The following is a 20278-nucleotide window of genomic DNA, read 5'->3' as shown; positions in this document are numbered from 1 at the left end:
GTATGGCGGAACTAGGGACCTACCGCAGCAAACGCGACGCGCGCCGTACGCCGGAGCCGGTCCCGGCGGAGGGTCCGCTGCCCGAGGGCAACGACGACACGTTCGTCATCCAGGAGCACCACGCGCGGCGGCTGCACTGGGACTTCCGGCTCGAACGCGACGGAGTGCTCGTCTCGTGGGCACTGCCCAAGGGCGTGCCGGACGACCCGAAGGTCAACCACCTCGCCGTGCACACCGAGGACCATCCGCTGGAGTACGCCGCGTTCGCCGGGGAGATCCCGCAGGGCGAGTACGGCGGCGGCCAGGTGATGATCTGGGACCGCGGCACGTACGAGACCGAGAAGTGGACCGAGCGCGAGGTCAAGATCGTGCTGCACGGCGGCCGGGTCTCGGGCCGGTACGTCCTGTTCCCCACCAACGGCAAGAACTGGATGATCCACCGGATGGATCCGCCGGTCTCCCCCGACGCCGACCCGATGCCCGAGGACGTACGCCCGATCGTGCCGGAGAAGCGCACGCGGCTGCCGCGGCGGCACGACGAGTACGGTTACGAGTTCGCCTGGGGCGGGCGGCGGCTGATCGCGTACGGCGAGCGCGGGCCGGCGCGTGTCGTCGCCGCGGACGGCAGGCCCGCGAAGGCGCCGCGCGGGCTCGGCGAGGCGCTCGGGTCCCACCGGGCGGTCCTCGACGGCGAGCTGACCGACGCCGGCGGCGAAACGTACATGATCTACGACCTGCTCTACCTGGACGGACGGTCGCTGCTGGAAGAGCCGTACGAGCGGCGTCGCGAGCTCCTCGGCGAGCTGGACCTGTCCGGTCCGCGCTGGGAGACCGCGCCCTGGTTCGACGACGGCGAGGCGGTCCGCGAGGCGGCGCGCGAGCAGCGCCTTCCCGGAATCGTCGCCAAGCGCCTCGACGCGCCGTACCGGCCGGGCAAGGCCGACTGGCGTCTGATCCCGATCGGCGGCTGACACCGCCCCAGCGCCCTCGCCCGGCCCCCGGTTGCGACCGAAATCTGACGAATTCCGCTGACACACGGTGAACGTCCGCATGTGTTCCGGCGCGTCGCGCAGCGGGGAGGGCCTCCGGCCCGTTACAGTCCGCGCGTGGTTATTACGCGGGCAAAGCGAGTGATGTACGCATGATGGGGCATACCCACGCCCTGGCGGGGGCTGTCGCGTGGCTGGGCCTGGTGCCCTTCCTCGCGGACTACGGAATGAAGATGACGCCCGGCGAGATCGTCGCCGGCTCCGTCGTCTGCGCGGGGGCGGCGCTGCTGCCCGACATCGACCACCACAGCGGCTCGATCGCCCAGGCGCTCGGGCCGGTCACGAAGGTCCTGTGCAAGGGCGTCGCGTGGATCTCCGGCGGGCACCGCCATGCGACGCACTCGCTGTTCTTCATCGTGTTCATGACGTTCGGTTCCGACCTGCTCGCCCAGTACTTCCGGCCCGGCTGGTGGGTGGAGCTCTTCCTGCTCATCTGCCTCGGGCTGCGCGGGGTCGGCATCCACGTCCCCGAGCGCGAGCACTTCAATGTGATCATCAACGGCGCCCTCGCGCTGGGCCTGACCTTCCTCATGATCGGCATGCACTTCGCCGGCCCGGGGATCGACCTGTTCATGGGTCACTACTACCTGGGCTGGGCGGGCCTGTCGGTGGGGCTCGGCTGCTTCATGCACATGTTCACCGACTGCCTCACCCCGGAAGGCTGCCCGGTGTTCTGGCCGTGGAAGAAGCGGTTCGAGATCCCGATCGTGCCGCGCACCAACGGCGTCGTCGAGAAGTGGGTGGTCACCCCGATCCTCACCCTCGGCGTGGTCGTCCTGGCGATCCGCACGTCGGCGGGCGGCTTCGCGGTGGACTGGCTCCAGCACAACCGCGGTTGACCTTGAAACGGCTTGCCCTTCGCGACGCTGCGCAAGCGGCTCAGCGGAAAGCCGCTCCCATCAGGGAACGGAGGAGTCACCTCCCTTCTCCGGCAAAGATGGGGCCGGTCCCGCGTGACGTACGGCTTGCCGCCCGCGACTGCTGGGAACGCCGTCTGCATGAAGCGACACACCCGGTCCGTCCTGGCGGTGGTCGCCGGGCTGGCGCTGATCGCGGGCTGCGGCACCAGGACGCGGCAGGACACCCGGCCCGGCGCGGCGAGCGCGGGCGCGTCCGCCACCGGCACCGTGCTCGAGCAGCAGTTCGAGCAGGTCGTCAAGAAGGTGCTGCCTTCCGTCGTGCAGATCAACACCGACTCGGGTCTCGGGTCGGGAATCGTCTATGACAACAAGGGCGACATCGTCACCAACGACCACGTCGTGGCGGGCGCGCGGCGGCTGCAGGTCACCACGCCGAGCTCCAAGAGGCCGCTGCGCGCCACGCTCGTCGGGGAGTTCTCCGCGAACGACCTCGCCGTCGTCCGGGTCAAGAACGCTCCGCTGACGCCGGCGACGTTCGGTGACTCCGCGCGGCTGGCCGTGGGCCAGATCGTGCTGGCGATGGGCAACCCGCTGGGGTTGTCCGGGAGCGTCACCAACGGCATCGTCTCCGCGCTGGGGCGTACGGTCAGCTCACAGCGCGAGGGCGCCTTCCCCGGCGCGACGATCGCCGGCGCCGTGCAGACGAGCGCGCCGATCAACCCGGGCAACAGCGGCGGCGCGCTGGTGACCCTGGCCAACCAGGTGGTGGGCATCCCGACGCTGACCGTCTCGGACCCGCAGATCGGCGGGGCGGCGGCGGGCATCGGATTCGCCATTCCGAGCAACACCGTCAAGCTCATCGCCGACCAGCTCATCGCCTCGGGCCGGGTCAAGGAGTCCGGACGCGCCGCGATCGGCGCCAAGGTGCGCACGGTGGTCGACCTGCAGGGCGAAGTCGAGGGCGTTGGCGTCGTCTCGGTGACGCCGGGCGGCCCCGCGGAGAAGGCCGGTATCGCCCCGGACGACGTCATCCTCTCGATCAACGGCGTCCGCACGCCGACGACGACGGCCCTGGCCGAGGCGCTCGCGGCGCTGAAGCCCGGTCAGAAGGTGAAGGCCCAGATCATGCGCCCCGACGGCGTGCGGGAGACGGTGACGATCACCCTCGGGCAGCTCCCCGGCTGACGCCGGCTAGCGAGCGGCGTCCAGGCGTCGCGTCGCAAGGCGGAGGAGGGAGTCAGCCCGGTGTTGGCCGGCGCCTCTTCCGCGGGGTGGGGGCGACAACGCGGCGAGGCGGCGCCTGGGCGCCGCGCGGTAGGACAGCGGGGCCTTGAGACAGGCCCTAGCGGCGCTGGATGACCAGCTTGTTGTGCCGGAAGTCCAGGATCACGTTGCCGAACCGGCACAGCTCGTCCGAGCCCAGCAGGCCGGCCACGCCGATGCCGAGGTCGACGACCGACAGCGACCTGCCGTGCATGGGCAGGCCGCCGAGCGTCCAGCGGTGCACGCGGACGACCGGCACCATGCCGCTGCCCGTCACCCCCTGCACGGGATGCTGCTGCCCGGTGCGCGGCAGGCCCAGCCGGCGCACCAGGCTGCGGTCCACCGAGGAGTTGGAGGAGCCGGTGTCCAGCACGAACTCGTACGGCCCGTGCCCGTTGACCTTCATCGGCACGTAGACGAGCGTGCCTCCGTTCCCGCGGACCACCCGCATCGGCAGCGTGACCTCGCCCGGACGCGCCGTCGGCGAGGACGTCGGTGCCCGTCCGGACGGTGACGCGGCCATCGGATGGCCGGCCGGACGCGGGCTCTGGACCGCGCCGACGCGGGAGTGAGCGCAGCCGATGGCGATCTGCAACGCCGCCGTCAGCAGCAGACCGGTGATCACAGTGCGGGACACACGACGGACGTTCCCGCGTGAGGCTTTCCTTACCCGTGATCGTCGGCCCTGGTCACGTTACCGACGGGGAGGGTCTTCGCTGGTCAGGACGGTTTCGCGAGGGCGCGGACCCGTTCGATCACGGGCGCGAACGCGTCCATGAACGGGCCGTGGACGGTGTAGTAGGTGAAGCCGAAGCGCTCCCGGTCGCGCAGGATCTGCTCGGCCATCTGCTCGACCGTGCCGATGAGCAGGAAGGGGGTGTCGAGGATCTCCTCGACGGTCATCGTGTGTCCGTACCGCTCCAGCAGGCCCTCGGCGGCGGCCTCGCGGTCGTCGGTCTCCAGGACCAGCTGAATCAACACGTGCCACTCGACCTGATCGGCGCGGTCGCCCGCCCGCTCACGGGCGTACCGGACGCGCTCGGCCGCCTCCTCGGCGGTGCCGAGCCGGAAGGTGCCCGGCGGCCGTCCCTTGATCTGGTACAGCCCGGCGACCGCGATGATGTCGGCGTGCTCGGCGGCGATCCGCAGGACCCGGTCGCCCGTACCGCCGACGATCAGCGGCGGCCCGGACCCGCCGAAGCCCTGCCGCTGGACGGGCCCGAACGTCGGCAGGCCCAGGGCCTCCCGCGTCGCCGCGTGCTGCGGGTACCCTTCCATGGCGAGCAGCCGCCCCAGCTCCTCGATCACCCGTTCCAGCCGGTCCGCGCGCGGGCCGAAGGACTCCCACGGGATGCCGGCCTCGTCGAACTCCCACTTCATGTGCCCGGAGCCGAGGCCGACTTCCAGGCGCCCGCCGGTGAGCACGTCGGTCGTGACCACCTCGCGGGCCAGCAGGGCCGGATTCCAGAACGCCGCGTTCAGCACGAGCGTGCCGACCTTCAGCCGTTCGGTGGCCGCCGCCGCGGCGACCAGGGCCGGGAACGGGGCGGCGAATCCCAGGTGGTCGGCGGCGAACACCGTGTCGTACCCGTACGCCTCGCCGCGCCGGCAGGTCTCGATGAACCGTTCGCGGGAGCCGACGTCGAGAAGGTCGAACGAGAAACGAAAGTCAGCCATCTCCGTTACGCTGCCGCATCCCGCGGCCCGGCGCCATGGCCGTACGCCGGGGGCGGAATCGCCGGAAGCGAAAACACCGCCGATGAGTCACCCGGACTGAGATCGCGCTATTCCTGCGGCGGAGACGCGGAGGCCGATGGGGGGCGCTTGTCGAGCGAGGCGAGGTAGGCGTTGTACTCGGCCAGCTCGTCGTCGGTCTGCGCCGCCTCGGCCCGGTCGGCCCGCCGTTCGATGCGCCGCGCCAGCCGCTGGTCGTCGGCGTACCACTGGAACACCATCGCGATCAGCACGATGAAGGTCGGGATCTCGCCGAACGCCCAGGCGATCGCGCCGCCGGTGTGCTGGTCGGCCACGACCGAGGTGCCCCACGGACGGTGCAGCGCGGTGTACCACCCGGCCGCGAGCGGCTTGCCGAGGTTCATCAGCGCGATGCCGAAGAACGCGTGGAACGGCATCGTGACGAACAGCAGGAGCATCTTGGCCACGTACGGCAGCTTGCGCGGCGTCGGGTCGACGCCGATCAGCACCCAGAAGAACAGGATGCCGGAGGCGAGGAAGTGCACGAGCATCGCCAGGTGCCCGATGTGGGCGCGCATGAGGTAGCCGAACAGCGGCGTGAAGTACACCGTGTACGTGCTGGCGATGAAGATGACCGTGGCCGTGGCGGGATGGCCGATGAACCGCAGCGTCCGGCTGTGCAGGACGATCGTCAGCCATTCGCGCGGCCCGCGGTCGCCGCGGATCGCGGCGGGCTTGAGCGCGCGCAGCGCGAGCGTCACCGGGGCGCCGAGCACGAGCAGGATCGGGCTCAGCATCGACAGGACCATGTGCTGGATCATGTGCGTGCTGAACAGCACCGGGGAGTACGTCGCCATCCCGGTCATCGTGACCGCGACGATCGTGACCAGGCCGAGTCCCCAGGAGATCGTCCGGCCGACCGGCCAGCCGTCGCCGCGTGCGCGCAGCCGCGCGACGCCCGCGGCGTACAGGCCGGCGAGCACGACGACGAGCACGGCGAAGAACAGGTCCGGCCGCCACATCGTCGCGAGCCGCCCGACCGTGATCGGCGGCGGCATCGGGAATCCGATCACGCTGGTGACCGCGTCCTCGTCGGTGGTCACGGCGGGCGGGGCCGTACGGGCGAGCGCGACGGCGACGCCGAGGGTCGCGGCCATGACCATGATCTCCACCCCGGCGAGGCGGACGAACGCCCACGGCGGGCGGGTCACGGCCGGACGGGCGTAGCCCTTGGGGTTGTGCGCCATGAGGGCGGGCAGGGTGCGCTCGCGGTGCAGGTAGCCGAAGACCCCCAGGACGACGAACAGGGCCAGCTTGACCAGGACCAGCCGCCCGTAGTCGGTGGTGTAGAGCAGCGACGGGTCGGGCAGCCGGGAGACGGCGTTGGCGGCGCCGCTGACGCCCACGGCGACGTAGCACCACAGGGCCATCCGGCTGAACCGCCCGGCGGCGACGCCGAGGTGGTCCCCGTCGTGGGTGGCGTGCCAGACGAGCGCGATCAGGCCGCCCACCCAGGGCGACAGCGCCAGGATGTGCATCGCCAGGCCGCTGATGGCCAGCTCGTGGTTGGGCGAGGACGAGGAGTGCCCGGTGAGCGGGGGCGGCAGCAGCGCGACGAGCGCCACGACCAGCAGGCCCGCGGCGCTGCCCGGCGTGGCGGCGGTGCGGGCCAGCAGCGCGATGAGCGCGGCGAGCAGCACCACGAACATCAGCGCCGTGCCCTGCGGGATCTGGCCGACGTAGCTGGACAGCTCACTGCCGCCGACGATCTTGCCGGCGGGTATGCCGAGGATGTCGGACACCGTGAAGATCAGCGTGGCGGCGGCGCCGGCCGCCCAGGCCGCGGCGATCCACGAGGCGCCCCGCAGGTAGCGGACGGCGTGCGGGTCGAGCACGCCGCGCGTCGACGGGAGCAGCACCGCGGCGCCGAGCAGGACGCCGACGGTCAGGGTGCCCCCGGCCTCCATGACGAAGCGGGAGACGGGCAGCCCCCAGCGGGTCAGCGTGCCGGCGTCGCTCAGCCCGGGGATCACCTGCTCGCGCAGCGCGCCGCCGGCGAGCCCGGCGACGACCATGACGCCGATGCCGATGATCGCGGCCGCCGCCGCGATGGCCGCGCCCGGCCTACGCATGGAACCCGGCCTCGGGAGCGCGGGGGGTGCGACGGGCCGGTTCGCCGGCCCCGTTCGTAGCGCGGCCGGACGGCGGGCCGATGAGACGCCCCCGGGTCGCGGGCACGCGGCGCGGTCGGCGCTCGGGCCGGTGAAGGTTCGTCATGGAGGCGAGGTCGATCTCTCAAAGGTGGACGGGCACCACGGACGTTCCCACCTTATTCACCACCGGGCAACGGCCCGCGCCGACTGGCCTTTTCGACGCGAACACTTGGTGATTTCGCGCCCCGCAGGCCGCGCCGGCCTCACCGGTCGCGCGGGGCGCGCCGCGCGGTGTCCGGACCGTGGGTCACAGGCCCGCGCAGTTCAGTGCGTTCCGGTACGCCTCGGTGCGGCGTTCTTCGTCACCGGTCTGCGACAGCAGCTCGGCGAGGTTGAACCAGCCCTCGGCCGCCTCGCGGGAGGGCTCCATCCGCCGCAGGCACTCCATGGCCCGGTCGAGCACCTCGACCGCGGACTCCGCGCGGTCGAGGCGGATGCGGGCCTCCGCCAGCACGATGAGCGCGCCGGCGGTGGCCGGACGCGGCTCGTCGCCGAGCAGGTCGAGGGCCTCGGTGGCGCGGTCGGCCGCCTTGCGCGGCTGGCCGAGCGCGAGCTCGGCGCGGGCCAGCTCGGTCAGACACCGGGCGATGTCGATGCCGCCGGCCGCCGTGGCGGTCATCTCCCGCGTCGCCCGCTGCAGCTCGTCGCGGGCGCGTTCGGCGTCGTCCGGACGGGCCAGGAGCATCAGCGTGCCGTACTCGCCGCGCAGGCGGCTGAGGTTGCGCAGGTCGGCGGCCTCGCCGAGGAGCGCCAGGGCGCGCTCGCCGTACGTCACGGCCTTCTCGAAGTCGGCCTGGTAGCGGGCGACGATGGCCGCCTCCCAGTAGGCGGCCATGCGGGCTGCCGGGCTGCCGATCGCGTCCGCCTGCTCGATCAGGCGCTCGGCGAGCTGCCCGCCGCTGACCAGATCACCGCGTTCGAGGTACGCGCCGACCAGCGTCGCGCCGAGCTTGACCGCCTCGTCGCTCCACGGACCGGACCGTCCGGTGACGCGCGCGAAGGCGCCCTCGGCCACCGCGACGCTGCGCGCGGCGTCGCCCTTCTCCCGGTGGCAGCGCGACATCGCGATGTTGAGCCGGATCCATTCTTCGGTGTCGTAGTCGGGTGACAGCACCGCGGCGAGGGCGGCGAACTCCCCGATCGCCTCGTCGAGATCGCCCGTCGCCTCCAGCGCGAGCGCGTGCGCCCAGCGGGCCCGGCGGGCGTACTCCGGCAGTGAGGCGAGGTCGGGGTCGGCCAGCAGTTCGGTGAGCCGGTCACGGGCCTCCGCCGCCTCCCCGTTCTGCAGGGCGATCTCGGCGTACTCGAGCGTCACGCGCATCTGGTCCTGGACGTCCTCGTCGATGCCGCTGGACAGGTACGAGGGCGAACAGCCCAGCTTGCGGGCCAGCAACCGCACGACGTCGGGCGTCGGTATGCGCTTACCGCTCTCGATCAGGGAAACGTAACTATCGGACAGCTCCGGGAGGGCCAACTGCGCCTGTGACAGACCCTGACGAATCCGCGTCATCCGGATTCTTTGCCCGAGTGTTACTTGACTGTCCACATTTACCTGCTTTTACTCGAACGCTTAATGGAGGCCGTTCGCATGAACCGACTCATGAGAGCCGTGACCATGCTCGTGGTGGTGACCGGTATTTCGCTCGGCGCCGGGAGCACGCCCGCGACCGCCGCCGTCATCAGCGCCGGCCACTCCGGTCCACCCGGAGTGTTCCACTGCTGCTGACGTCCTTCTCTTAAAAGGATAGTTTTCTCCGGCTTCTTCCAGAAGCATCTGGCGAAAGATGGCGGAGGCGCGTCCGCGGGGCCCGCCGACATCGGCCCCGCGGACCGACTCATATGCGGCATATCGGGAGATCTCGCCAAAGAGCGCCGCCGGTTTCGTGAGATCGTCCCAGTCTCTTTCTCCTCCGCGCCTGCTCTACTGCGCTGAGTGGCGGGTAGAGACGGGAGGTGGGCGTCGTGACGCAGCAGGACGGTCCGTACGCGCGAGAGGGCACACCGGTCACCGGGCGCTCGTTCGCGGGCGGCGTCGGCGACAGCGCGGTCCGGCCGGACGGCGTGCTGAAGGCTCGGGGCGCCTTCGCCTACTCCTCCGACCTGTGGATGGACGGCATGCTGTGGGGCGCCACGCTGCGCAGCCCGCACCCCAGCGCCGCGATCCGCGGCATCGACGTCACCGAGGCGCTCCGGCTCCCCGGCGTGTACGCGGTGCTCACCCACGAGGACGTCCCCGGCGCCAAGCACTACGGCCTGGAGCTGAAGGACCAGCCCGTCCTCGCCATCGACCAGGTCCGCTACCAGGGCGAGCCCGTGGCGATCGTGGCCGCGGACCACCCCGAGACCGCCCGGCGGGCCTGCGACCTCATCGAGGTGGACTACGAGGTACGCGAGCCGGTGACCGACGCGCGGGCCGCCGCCCTCGACCCCGCCTGCCCGAAGGTGCACGAGCGCGGCAACGTCGTACGGCACCAGCCGGTGCGCACCGGCGAGGTGTTCACCGCCGACGTGGTCGTCACCGGCGAGTACGAGGTGGGCATGCAGGACCAGGCGTTCCTCGGCCCGGAGTCGGGGCTCGCCGTGCCGGCCGAGGACGGCGGCGTCGACCTGTTCATCGCCACCCAGTGGCTGCACGTCGACCAGGAGCAGATCGCCCCGGTGCTGGGGCTGCCGCCGGAGAAGGTCCGGCTCACCCTGTCGGGCGTGGGCGGCGCGTTCGGCGCGCGCGAGGACCTGTCGATGCAGGTCCACGCGTGCCTGCTCGCACTCCACACGGCCCGCCCGGTCAAGATCGTCTACGGCCGCGAGGAGTCCTTCTCCGGCCACGTCCACCGCCACCCCGCGACCCTGCGCTACGAGCACGGCGCCGACCGGGACGGCCGGCTGGTCTACGTCAAGGCCGAGATCATCCTCGACGGCGGGGCGTACTGCTCGTCCACGCCCGCGGTGGTCGGCAACGCCGCCTCGCTCGGCGCGGGCCCGTACGACGTGCCGAACGTCATGATCGACGCCTACGGCGTCTACACCAACAACCCGCCGTGCGGGGCGATGCGCGGCTTCGGCGCCGTGCAGGCCTGCTTCGCCTACGAGTCGCAGATGGACCGGCTCGCCGAGGCGTGCGGGCTGGACCCGGTCGAGATCCGGGTGCGCAACGCGCTGTCGGAGGGCTCACGCCTGCCGACCGGGCAGGTCGTCGACATGCCCGCGCCGCTCACCGCCATGCTGCGCCGCGTCCGTGACTTCCCGATGCCCCCGCCGCCCGACACCGGCGACCTGCGGAACCTCCCCGGCGGCGTGTCCAACACGACGCACGGCGAGGGCGTCGTCCGCGGCGTCGGGTACGCCATCGGCATCAAGAACATCTGCTACTCCGAGGGGTTCGACGACCTGTCCACCGCCCGGGTGCGGCTGGAGGTGTCCGGCGGCGAGCCGGTCGTGCTGGTGCACACCGCCGCCGCCGAGGTCGGGCAGGGCCTGGTCACCCTGCAGGCGCAGATCGCCCGGACCGAGCTGGGCGTCGACCGGGTGACCGTCGCGCCCGCGGACACGACCGTCGGCTCCGCGGGCTCCTCCAGCGCGTCGCGCCAGTCGTACATGACCGGGGGTGCCGTACGCGCCGCCTGCGAGGCCGTACGGGAGCGGGTGCTGCGTCTCGCCGGGATGCCCGGCGGCACCCTCCGCGGCGGGCACGTCGTCGCCGGCGACGCCGCGGTCCCGCTGGCCGAGGTGCTCGGCGGCCGGGTCGTCGAGGAGACGCGGGAGTTCCACCACCGGCCGACGGCGCCGCTGGACCCGCGCACCGGCCAGGGCGACTCGCACACGCAGTTCGCCTTCTGCGTGCACCGGGCGGTGGTCGACGTGGACGTCGAGCTGGGCCTGGTCAAGGTGGTCGAGCTGGCCGCCGTACAGGACGTCGGCAAGATCCTCAACCCGGTCGCGCTGGAGGGTCAGATCCACGGCGGCACGGCCCAGGGGCTCGGTCTCGCGCTCATGGAGGAGATCCAGGTGCGGGAGGGGCGCATCCGCAACCCGTCCTTCACCGACTACCTCATCCCCACGATCCTCGACATGCCGCCGATGCGGCTGCGCGTCCTCGAACATCCCGACCCGCACGCGCCGTACGGGCTGCGGGGCGCCGGTGAGCCGCCCACGCTGTCCTCGACGCCGGCGATCGTGGCCGCCGTGCGCGACGCCTGCGGCGCGCCGCTCACGCGGGTGCCGGTGCGCCCGGAACACATCGTGGGCGCCTACGGCGGCGTCCGCGAAGTCCTGGCCTGAGACGGCGCCGTCGGGGGGTTCCTTTACTCTTCTCCGCGTCACCCCCCGATCGGAGGTTCGCAGTGCTCGTACACCCCTGGGATTCGGCCGAAGACGACGAATGGCGCGCCTGGCTCGCCGGGCGTGACTTCGGGCAGCTCATCGCGGGCGGGCGCGACCGCGACCTGCCGGTCGTGGTCCCCACCCACTTCGTCTTCGACGGCGAGCGGACGGTGTGGCTGCACCTCGCGCGGCCCAACCCGGTCTGGGAGCCGCTCGAAGAGCGTCCGCGCGCCCTGCTCACCGTGATCGACGACTACACCTACATCCCCTCGGACTGGAACACCGCGCCCGGCGGCGCGGTCGAGCGCGGGGTGCCGACGTCGTACTACGCGACCGTGCAGCTGGCCTGCGACGTCCGCGTCGTCGACGACCCCGCGGAGAAGGCCGCGATCCTCGACCGGCAGCTCGCCCACTTCGAGCCGGGTTCGGCCCGGCTCCCGGTCGCGGCCGAGGAGGACCCGGACCGGCGGCTGATGCCCGGCATCCGCGGGCTCGAGCTGACCGTCACCGGCGTGCGGGCCAAGTTCAAGTACGGCGGGAACAAGGACGCCGCCCACGTCCGGGAGATCGCCGGCCGGCTCGAGGAGCGCGGGACCCGGGCCGACATCGCGGCCCGTCAACACGCGCTGCGGCGCCGGTAAATACCGCCCGGAAGGCATATTTAGGTAGCGTTAAGAATTGGTGTGCCGGGAAGTCTGGTCGGCGCTGTCCTAGGTGACCCTCGGGGAAGGCAGTGCCATGACCGACGTCGAACCCTTCGGCCGGGCCGTTCTGCTGGTCGCGTTGATCGGCACGATGGCCGTGCTGTCGAGCCGGTTCGGCGAACGCCTGCGGGTGCCGGGCCCGGCGATCTTCCTGGTGGGCGCGGCGGTCGCCTCCGCGCTGTGGCCCGGCCTCGGCACCCTCGGGATACCCGCCGTCGAGGAGATCGTCACCGTCGCGCTGACCGTGATCCTCTTCGACGGCGGCATGAACATCGGCCGCCGCCGGTTCCGCTCGGCGCCCGGCGCCACGCTGTGGCTCGGCGTGGCCGGCACGCTCGTCACCGCCGTGGCCACGGCGGTCCTGGCCCACGAGGCGTTCGGCCTCGACTGGCGCATCGCGATGCTGCTCGGCACCGCGCTCTCCCCCACCGACCCGGCCGTGGTCTTCTCCGTGCTGGGGAGGCGGGAGATCGCCGGCCGCACCGGCACCCTGCTGGAGGGCGAGTCGGGCGCGAACGATCCCGTCGGCATCGCACTGATGGTGGCGCTGCTGGGCGCGGGCGGCGCGAGCTGGCACTCCGCCGGAGAGGTCGTCCTCGAGTTCTGCCGGCAGATGGTGATCGGGGCGGCCGTCGGCATCGCGGGCGGCCTGTTCCTTTTGGCCTTCATGCGGCGCGTGCCGCTCCCCGCCGCGGGCCTGTACGCGCTGCGGGTCCTCTTCGGCGCCCTGGTGATCTACGGCCTGGGGACCCTGGCGCACGGCTCGGGCTTCCTGGCGGTGTTCGCGGCCGGCATCGTGCTGGGCGACGAGCGCGCACCGTACAAGCGGGAGATCGAACGGTTCCACTCGTCGCTGGCGAGCCTCGGTGAGATCGTCGCGTTCATCATGCTCGGGCTGACCATCAGGGTCCGCGACCTGCCGGACGGCGGGGCGCTCTGGATCGGCCTGCTGCTCGCGCTGGCGCTGGCCTTCGTCATCCGCCCGGTCTTCGTCGGGCTCGTCCTGCTGCCGGTCCGGCTCCGGCGGTCCGAACGGGTCTTCGTGCTCTGGACGGGGCTGAAGGGCGCGGTGCCCATCCTCCTCGGCACCTTCATCCTGCAGGCCGGGGTGCCGGACGCCGAGCGGGCGTACGCGATCATCTTCGTGGTCGTGGCGTTCTCGGTGATCGTGCAGGGCGGGACGGTGCCCACCCTCACGCACCGGCTCGGCATACCGCTGCGCGTGGTCGAACCCGAGCCCTGGAGCCTGGGCGTACGCTTTCAGGAGGAGCCGGAGGGGCTGCACCGCTACCAGGTCGCGCCGGGCTCCCCCGCCGACGGGGCGACCGTCGACGACCTTCCGTGCGGCGAGGACGCCTGGGTGAGCTTCGTGATCCGGGAGGGCCGCCTGGTCCCGGTACGCTCCGGCACCGAGATGCAGGCCGGCGACGAGGTGCTGGTCCTGGCGGACGACGCGCCGCATCTCGAAACCGTCTTCACGAAGGCGGACGACACGCCCAGGACGTGACAGTGTGTCAGCATCCTTGGGGATAGCAATACATGCTGCTCATCGCGATTCTGGTCGTCCTCGTCGCACCCTTGGTGAGGAACAGAATTGAGGGAGGCATCGTGAGGGTCGGCGTACCGCGCGAGATCAAAAATAACGAGTACCGCGTCGCCATGACGCCGGCCGGCGCGCACGAGCTGGTGCGCCACGGCCACGAGGTCTTCGTCGAGCGCGACGCCGGCGCGGGCTCGAACATCCCCGATGAGGACTACATCGGCGCCGGGGCCAAGATCCTTGAGACCGCCGACGACGTGTGGGAGACCGGCGAGCTGATCCTGAAGGTCAAGGAGCCGATCGAGCCGGAGTACCACCGGATGCGCCGGGGGCAGACGCTCTTCACCTACCTGCACCTCGCCGCGTCGCGCGCCTGCACCGACGCGCTCCTCGGCTCCGGGGTCACCTCGATCGCCTATGAGACCGTGCAGCTGCCGAACCGCTCGCTGCCGCTGCTCGCGCCCATGTCCGAGGTGGCCGGGCGACTCGCCCCGCAGGTGGGCGCGTACAACCTGATGAAGTTCAACGGCGGGCGCGGCGTGCTGCCCGGCGGTGTCCCCGGCGTGGCACCGGCCAAGGTCGTGGTCATCGGCGGCGGCGTCTCCGGACTGAACGCCGCCCAGATCGCCGTCGGCATGGGCGCCGACGTCACGATCATGGACGTCAACATCGACCGGCTCCGCCACATCGACTCGATCTACCAGGGCCGCCTGAAGACCCTGATGTCCAACACGTACGCCATCGAGCGTGCCGTGCTCGACGCCGACCTGGTCATCGGCGCGGTGCTGATCCCCGGCGCGAAGGCGCCCACGCTGGTCTCCAACCACCTGGTCGCCCGGATGAAGCCCGGTTCGGTGCTGGTCGACATCGCCATCGACCAGGGCGGCTGCTTCGAGGACTCCCGTCCGACAACGCACGACGATCCGACCTACACGGTGCACGACTCGGTCTTCTACTGCGTCGCGAACATGCCGGGCTCGGTGCCCAACACCTCCACGTACGCGCTGACCAACGTGACCCTGCCGTACGCCATCGCGCTGGCCGGCAAGGGCTGGCGGCAGGCCGTGACCGACGACCGGGCGCTGGCGCAGGGCCTCAGCACGCACGAGGGGCGCCTCACCAGTTACCCGGTCGCCGAGGCGCACGGGCTCGACCACGTGGAGCTGGACGACCTTCTCGTCTGACCGGACACTCCTGCCAAGGAGGACGTCCCGTAGTGTGCCGCCTATGGGGGAATTGATCCTGTTGCGGCACGGTGAGACGGAATGGGCCCGTGAGGGCCGGCACACGGGCCGTACCGACGTGTCGCTGACGCCCAAGGGCGAGGAGCAGGCCCGCGCGCTCGCGCCCCTGCTCGCGGGCCGGCGGTTCGCGCTCGTCCTGACCAGCCCGGCCGAGCGGGCGCGACGCACCGCGGAGCTCGCCGGGCTCACCGGGACGGAGACGGACGAACGCCTGTGGGAGTGGGACTACGGCGCGTACGAGGGCCGGAGCACGCCGGCGATCCGTGAGGAGCGGCCCGGCTGGTACCTGTGGCGCGACGGTGTGATCGACGGCGAGACGGTCGAACACGTCGGCGCGCGGGCGGACGCGGTCCTGGAGCGCGTAGGGCCGGCCCTGGCCGACGGCGACGTGCTGCTCGCCGCGCACGGGCACGTCCTGCGCGTCCTGACCGCCCGCCGTCTGGGCCTGCCACCCGCCGCGGGCCGGCTGTTCCGGCTCGACACGGGCACGCTCTCCACGCTGGGCACCGAACACGATCAACCGGTGATCGCCTCGTGGAACGTCCCCCCGAGCTGACGATGGACGAACCGTTGATGATCGACATTGGCGGCGTACGGCTCGCCTGTCGTGTGGCGGGCGTGGAGACGGCACCTCCCGTCGTGCTGCTGCACGCGCTCGGCGAGGACGGGTCCGCGTGGGCCGGTCCGATGCGCCGTCTGGCCGCGAAACGCCGAGTGTACGCACCCGACCTGCGCGGACATGGGAAGAGTGACCGGTGCGCGGAGTACTCCTTCGAGCTGATGCGCGACGACGTCCTCGGCCTGCTCGACGCGCTCGGCCTGGACCGGGTGACCGTGGTGGGCCACTCGATGGGGGCCGTCGTGGCGTACCTGCTGGCGGGCGGGCGGCCGGAGCGCGTGGACCGGCTGGTGCTGGAGGAGCCACCGCCGCCGGTGCCCGCCGACCCGCCGCGCACCCTCACCGACGAGGAGCGGGCCGAGCCGGCGCCGTTCGACTGGGAGATGGTCGCGGCGATCCGCCGGCAGCGCAATGACCCGGACCCGGCCCACTGGGACCTCCTGGCCGCGATCGCCGCGCCGACCCTGATCGTCGCCGGCGGCGCGGCGAGCCACCTCCCGCAGGAGGCGATCGCACGGATGGCACGCGTGATCCCGGACTGCCGCCTGGTCACGGTCGACGCGGGCCACCTGGTGCACGAGGCGCGCCCGGAGGAATTCGCCGCGCACGTCGACGCCTTCCTGGCCTGAGACGCGAGCCCCGGCGAACCATGCCGGGGCGTTCAGGCCCGGCCCGGCGCGGGCGACCCGCGTCTTCGACCAGGTCGACGGCCGGCGGGTCAATCGCCGGAGTGGCCCCAGAAACAGATCTCTTGAGGCCGGCCGTGATCGTCGTGCAGGACCGCGCAACGGCCCATCCACCGCGCGCGGGGGAAGAGATCGAAGGACGGGAGATGGGCGCGGGTGAGCCGCCGCACGCCCACCTGCTGGAACGCCTCATCGGCCGACACCGGCCTCACCGTGTTGTAGTCCGGCTGATCGTCAGGCCCGATCACCCGGAAGATGTCCAGGATCGAATGCGTGCCGGATTCGTGCACCCACTCGTCCTCCCACAGCTCCTCGATGGTCGCCGGCCACGGCTCACGTTCGTTCTCCGGACGCCAGTCGGCTCCCTTCACCCAGTAGTAGTCACGCTCTTCGAACACCTTGTGCCGCAACCGCTGCAGAGCGTCCTGAAGATCCTCCTGATACGGCACGAAGTATTCCCAGCCCGAAGCTCCCACGGCGCCCTCTCTTCATCGGATCGACCAGCGCGAAGCTAGCGGCGCGCACTGACAAAGCTCCCTTCTCGGCGGACCGGGCTCCATCGTCCAGTGCCGCCGCGGTGCCGCGGAAGGTGTGGGAACGGGCTGTGGACAACCGCGGCGCACGCACGGTCACCTCGCCGTGGAGCGCTCCGCCGCCCATGCGTTCAGGCCGTCCTCGGTGAGGACCTGGTCGAGCGCGGAGGCCGCCGCTCCGTGGAGGGCTCCGGTCTCGCCGAGCGCGGCGGCGACCACCGGAGGCGGGGCGGCGCGGCGGAACCGCATGAGCCCGTCCGTCAGCGCGGCACTGAACCGCGGCTCGGCCGCGGCGCGGAGCGGCTCCGCGAGCCCCCCGAGTACGACGACGTCCGGGTCCAGCGCGTTGACCAGGCCGGCCAGCCCGCCGCCGAAGGCCTCGGCGGCCCGGCCCACCGCGGGCCGTACGGCCGCCTCGCGCGGTGCCCTGCGGAGGACCTCCAGGGCATAGCCGCGGGGGGCGCGAGGCGGAGGATCGCCCAGGTGGCGGGCGATGGCGCGGCCGTCGACCGTCAGTTCCCAGCAGCCGCGGGCCCCGCACGGACAGCGGAGCGCCGGGTCGCCGAACGGCAGGTGCCCGAACTCGCCGCCCGCGCCGGTCGCGCCGCCGACCGCCCGGCCGTCGACGACGAGGGTGCCGCCGACGCCGACCTCGATCGTGACGTACAGGGCCGCGGCGGCACCCGCGGCGGCGCCGCGGCGTGCCTCGGCCACTCCCGCGAGGGTCGCGTCGTTGCCGATCAGCAGGGGAACCCTCAGGTCGGCCGTGAGCGCGCGCAGGTCGACCGCGTCCCCCCAGCCGAGCGTGGCGGACTGGACGACGCCGCCGTTCCGTACGGTCGCGGCGACCGCCACCGAGACCGCCCTGACGCGGGAGCCATGACGGTCGTGGACCCGGCGCACCGCCCGCGCGATCGCAGCGATCACGGCCGGGTCGCGGTGCGCGTGCGCCTCCGCCTCGGCGACGACCGGCACGCCGTCGAGGGCGGCGACCGCGCAGCGCCAGTCCTCCTGCCGGATGTCGACCGCGACGACCAGCGGACCCTCCGGGTGCGGGCCGAGCACGGTCGTCGGACGGCCCCGTCCGGACGTCGCGGCCTGCGTCTCGGTGAGCAGCGCGAGGTCGCGCAGCCGGGCGGTGATCTCGGTGGCCGATCCGGTCGTCAGGCCGAGCCGGCGCGCCACCGCGGCGCGGGTCACTCCCGGTTCGCGCCGCATCTCCTCCAGCACGGCGAGCGCGCCGCGCCAGCGGGCATTACGGGCACGGACCGAGCCCGATCGGTTCGCGGGGCTTGCCATCGACGCCACTTCCTCCTTTATGCTCGCCACACGAGTTTATTGCCGGGGAGGCGCTGTGGGACAGGGACGGCTGGACCTCGCGAGAGTCGAGGGCGTGCTCTTGGACATGGACGGCACTCTGGTCGACTCCGACGGCACCGTCGAGCGTGCCTGGTCGGCCTGGGCCGGCGAGTACGGCTTGGACGTCGAGACGGTACTCACGGCGGCGCACGGCCATCCGGCGGTCCGTACGGCCCGGAGGCTGCTGCCCGGACTCGGCGAGGAGGCGGTGAGGGCCGCGGCACAGCGCCAGTACGAACTGGAGTACGACGACGCCTCCGATGTCACGGCGGCCGTCGGCGCGCGTGACCTGCTCGCGGCGCTGGACCGGATGGGGCTCCCCTGGGCGGTGGTGACGACCTCCGACGACCGGCTGGCCAAGCAACGGCTCCACGCGGCCGGCATCGACCCGCCGGTGCTGGTCACGCTCGACGACGTACGGGCGGCCAAGCCCGACCCCGAGGGGTACCTGCGGGCCGCGGCCCTGCTGGGCATCGCGCCGTCCGCCTGCCTCGTGGTCGAGGACTCCCCGCCGGGGCTCGCCGCCGGGCGGGCCGCCGGGATGCCCACCGCCGCCCTGCGGGGGCTCGACGGCGATCTCCGCCTGCCCGATCTCGGCCGGCTCGCCTCCCTGCTGGAGCGCTCACGCGTACGGCCGTGGTGGCGCGACGCCGTGGGGTACCAGGTCTATCTGCCGTCGTTCGCCGACGGCGACGGTGACGGCTGGGGTGATCTGGCCGGAGTGTGCTCGCACCTGGACCACCTGGCCCGGCTGGGCGTCGACGTTCTGTGGCTGACCCCCTTCTTCCGTTCGCCGATGCGCGACCACGGCTACGACGTCGCCGACTACCGCGCCGTGGACCCGTCGTTCGGCGGCGAGGCCGCCCTGGACGAGTTGCTCGCCCAGGCGCATCGCCGGGGGATGCGGGTGATCGGCGACCTGGTCGTCAACCACACCAGCGACGCCCATCCCTGGTTCACCGCGGCCGCCTCCTCCCGGACCGACCCGCACCGCGACCACTACATCTGGCGGGACCCGGCGCCGGACGGCGGGCCGCCCAACAACTGGCTCTCCCACTTCGGCGGCCCCGCGTGGACCTTCAGCCCGGCGACCGGCCAGTACTACCTCCACCTGTTCCGTCCGGAGCAGCCCGACCTGAACTGGCGCGACCCCGCGCTCGCGGCGGAGATCGACGCGGTCCTGGAGTACTGGCTCGATCGTGGGCTCGACGGGTTCCGGGTCGACACCGCCGCGTACCTCGTCAAGGACGCGGACCTGCGGGACAACCCTTCGCTCCCGCCGGGTCGGATCCTGCCGGCGCGAGGAGTGACGATGGACTGGCGCCGCCAGGACCACCGCCATGACATCCATCAGCCGGATGTGCACGCCGTCCACGAACGCTGGCGGCGAATCGCCGACCGGCATGACGCCTTTCTCGTCGGCGAGGTGTACGAGCTCGATCCCCATGCGCTGGCGCGCTTCGTCGATGGCGAACGGCTCCACTCGTCGTTCTGGTTCGGCCTGTGCCGCGGCGACAGCGTCGTCTCGTCTCTCGTGGGTGCAGGGCAACCATGACCGGTCCCGGGCGGTGACCCGGTTCGGCGACGGGACGCCGGGCCGGCGCCGGTCGCTGGCGCTGCACGTGCTGATGGCGCTTCTGCCGGGGACGTTCTGGCTCTACCAGGGCGAAGAGCTCGGCCTGGGCGACGGCCACGTGCCGGTCGGGCGCGGCGCGGATCCGCTGGGCGCCGCCGAGCCGGGCGAGAGCCGCGACGTCGCACGCACCCCGATGCCGTGGCGACCGGGCCCGGGACTGGGCTTCACCACCGGACGGCCGTGGCTGCCCGACGGCGGGCGCGGCGAGCCCGACACCGTCGCGGGTCAGGTGGACGACCCGGCGTCCCACCTGAACACCCTCTCCCGGCTGCTGGCCACACGACGCCGGCTGGCGCACCTCGTGGCCGCCACCGACGAGGTGAGCCGGATCGCCCTCGACAAGCCGGTCGCCGCCTACCGCAGGGGCGGCCTCTGGACCGTCGCGAACCTGCGTGACACGCCGGTGACCGACGTGGACCTGTCCGCGGCGGCGGTGTTCGATACCGACGACCCGGCCGTAGACCCCGATCGGCCGAGGACCGGCCGCGTCCGGCTGGCCCCGTACCAGGCGCTCGTGCTGGCCACCCGATGACGCCGCCATTCGACGGAGGAAGGCG

The 20278-nt window shown here is 72.3% G+C and carries 18 protein-coding genes; 12 read left to right on the top strand and 6 right to left on the bottom strand.

Annotated elements, in window-relative coordinates; translation table 11 throughout:
• Positions 1-2 precede the first annotated feature (2 nt).
• The 3 genes from OG417_RS19070 to OG417_RS19060 all read left to right on the top strand — a co-directional run bounded on the left by OG417_RS19070 (position 3) and on the right by OG417_RS19060 (position 3094).
• Positions 3-971 (top strand): DNA polymerase ligase N-terminal domain-containing protein, encoded by a 969-nt coding sequence (locus tag OG417_RS19070; RefSeq protein WP_329257573.1) that lies wholly within the window; start codon positions 3-5, stop codon positions 969-971.
• Between the two features lie 170 nt (positions 972-1141).
• Entirely contained in the window at positions 1142-1888 is a 747-nt protein-coding gene (locus OG417_RS19065; protein WP_329257570.1) for a metal-dependent hydrolase, read from the top strand.
• Between the two features lie 159 nt (positions 1889-2047).
• The gene (locus OG417_RS19060) at positions 2048-3094 is read left to right on the top strand and encodes a S1C family serine protease (protein WP_329257566.1); all 1047 of its coding nucleotides are present in this window, start codon (positions 2048-2050) and stop codon (positions 3092-3094) included.
• Positions 3095-3251: 157 nt separating this feature from the next.
• Here the strand turns inward: OG417_RS19060 and OG417_RS19055 are convergent, their stop codons facing one another.
• The 4 genes from OG417_RS19055 to OG417_RS19040 all read right to left on the bottom strand — a co-directional run bounded on the left by OG417_RS19055 (position 3252) and on the right by OG417_RS19040 (position 8626).
• Positions 3252-3809 carry a retropepsin-like aspartic protease gene (locus OG417_RS19055; RefSeq protein ID WP_329257564.1) on the bottom strand — a complete coding sequence of 186 codons (558 nt, stop codon included), beginning with the start codon at positions 3807-3809 and terminating at the stop codon, positions 3252-3254.
• Between the two features lie 83 nt (positions 3810-3892).
• Positions 3893-4849, bottom strand: a complete 957-nt coding sequence (locus OG417_RS19050) for a TIGR03621 family F420-dependent LLM class oxidoreductase (RefSeq protein WP_329257562.1) — start codon at positions 4847-4849, stop codon at positions 3893-3895.
• Between the two features lie 107 nt (positions 4850-4956).
• A complete protein-coding gene (locus OG417_RS19045; protein ID WP_329257560.1) occupies positions 4957-6999 on the bottom strand; it encodes a bifunctional copper resistance protein CopD/cytochrome c oxidase assembly protein in 2043 nt (680 codons plus the stop codon).
• 328 nt (positions 7000-7327) lie between these two features.
• Positions 7328-8626 (bottom strand): helix-turn-helix domain-containing protein, encoded by a 1299-nt coding sequence (locus OG417_RS19040; protein WP_329257558.1) that lies wholly within the window; start codon positions 8624-8626, stop codon positions 7328-7330.
• 42 nt (positions 8627-8668) lie between these two features.
• On the opposite strand from OG417_RS19040, the gene OG417_RS19035 reads away from it, so the two are divergent.
• From OG417_RS19035 to OG417_RS19005, 7 genes are all read left to right on the top strand, one after another.
• The gene (locus tag OG417_RS19035; RefSeq protein WP_329257555.1) at positions 8669-8806 is read left to right on the top strand and encodes a hypothetical protein; all 138 of its coding nucleotides are present in this window, start codon (positions 8669-8671) and stop codon (positions 8804-8806) included.
• Positions 8807-9042: 236 nt separating this feature from the next.
• Positions 9043-11358, top strand: coding sequence for a xanthine dehydrogenase subunit D (gene pucD / locus OG417_RS19030; protein WP_329257552.1), 2316 nt, complete (start codon positions 9043-9045; stop codon positions 11356-11358).
• A gap of 62 nt (positions 11359-11420) precedes the next feature.
• Entirely contained in the window at positions 11421-12041 is a 621-nt protein-coding gene (locus OG417_RS19025; RefSeq protein ID WP_329257550.1) for an FMN-binding negative transcriptional regulator, read from the top strand.
• Positions 12042-12138: 97 nt separating this feature from the next.
• Complete coding sequence (locus tag OG417_RS19020) at positions 12139-13611, top strand: potassium/proton antiporter (protein ID WP_329257548.1); 1473 nt, start codon at positions 12139-12141, stop codon at positions 13609-13611.
• Positions 13612-13712: 101 nt separating this feature from the next.
• Positions 13713-14828 (top strand): alanine dehydrogenase, encoded by a 1116-nt coding sequence (gene ald, locus OG417_RS19015; protein WP_329257545.1) that lies wholly within the window; start codon positions 13713-13715, stop codon positions 14826-14828.
• 43 nt (positions 14829-14871) lie between these two features.
• A complete protein-coding gene (locus tag OG417_RS19010; RefSeq protein ID WP_329257542.1) occupies positions 14872-15444 on the top strand; it encodes a histidine phosphatase family protein in 573 nt (190 codons plus the stop codon).
• A gap of 17 nt (positions 15445-15461) precedes the next feature.
• The gene (locus OG417_RS19005; RefSeq protein ID WP_329257539.1) at positions 15462-16136 is read left to right on the top strand and encodes an alpha/beta fold hydrolase; all 675 of its coding nucleotides are present in this window, start codon (positions 15462-15464) and stop codon (positions 16134-16136) included.
• An 89-nt stretch (positions 16137-16225) separates the two neighbouring features.
• On the opposite strand, the gene OG417_RS19000 is transcribed toward OG417_RS19005, so the two are convergent.
• Together OG417_RS19000 and OG417_RS18995 are read right to left on the bottom strand one after the other, a co-directional pair.
• Entirely contained in the window at positions 16226-16642 is a 417-nt protein-coding gene (locus tag OG417_RS19000) for a hypothetical protein (protein ID WP_329257536.1), read from the bottom strand.
• A 180-nt stretch (positions 16643-16822) separates the two neighbouring features.
• Complete coding sequence (locus tag OG417_RS18995) at positions 16823-18025, bottom strand: ROK family transcriptional regulator (protein ID WP_329257533.1); 1203 nt, start codon at positions 18023-18025, stop codon at positions 16823-16825.
• A 55-nt stretch (positions 18026-18080) separates the two neighbouring features.
• Between OG417_RS18995 and OG417_RS18990 the strand changes: the two genes are divergently transcribed.
• A complete protein-coding gene (locus tag OG417_RS18990) occupies positions 18081-19640 on the top strand; it encodes an HAD-IA family hydrolase (RefSeq protein WP_329257531.1) in 1560 nt (519 codons plus the stop codon).
• Positions 19624-20253, top strand: a complete 630-nt coding sequence (locus tag OG417_RS18985) for an alpha-amylase family glycosyl hydrolase (protein WP_329257528.1) — start codon at positions 19624-19626, stop codon at positions 20251-20253. Before OG417_RS18990 ends, OG417_RS18985 begins: the two co-directional genes overlap by 17 nt.
• Positions 20254-20278: the final 25 nt, after the last annotated feature.

The sequence above is a fragment of the Actinoallomurus sp. NBC_01490 genome, assembly GCF_036227085.1.
Classification (GTDB): Bacteria; Actinomycetota; Actinomycetes; order Streptosporangiales; family Streptosporangiaceae; genus Actinoallomurus; species Actinoallomurus oryzae.
This window is presented reverse-complemented; position numbering and strand designations above follow the sequence as displayed.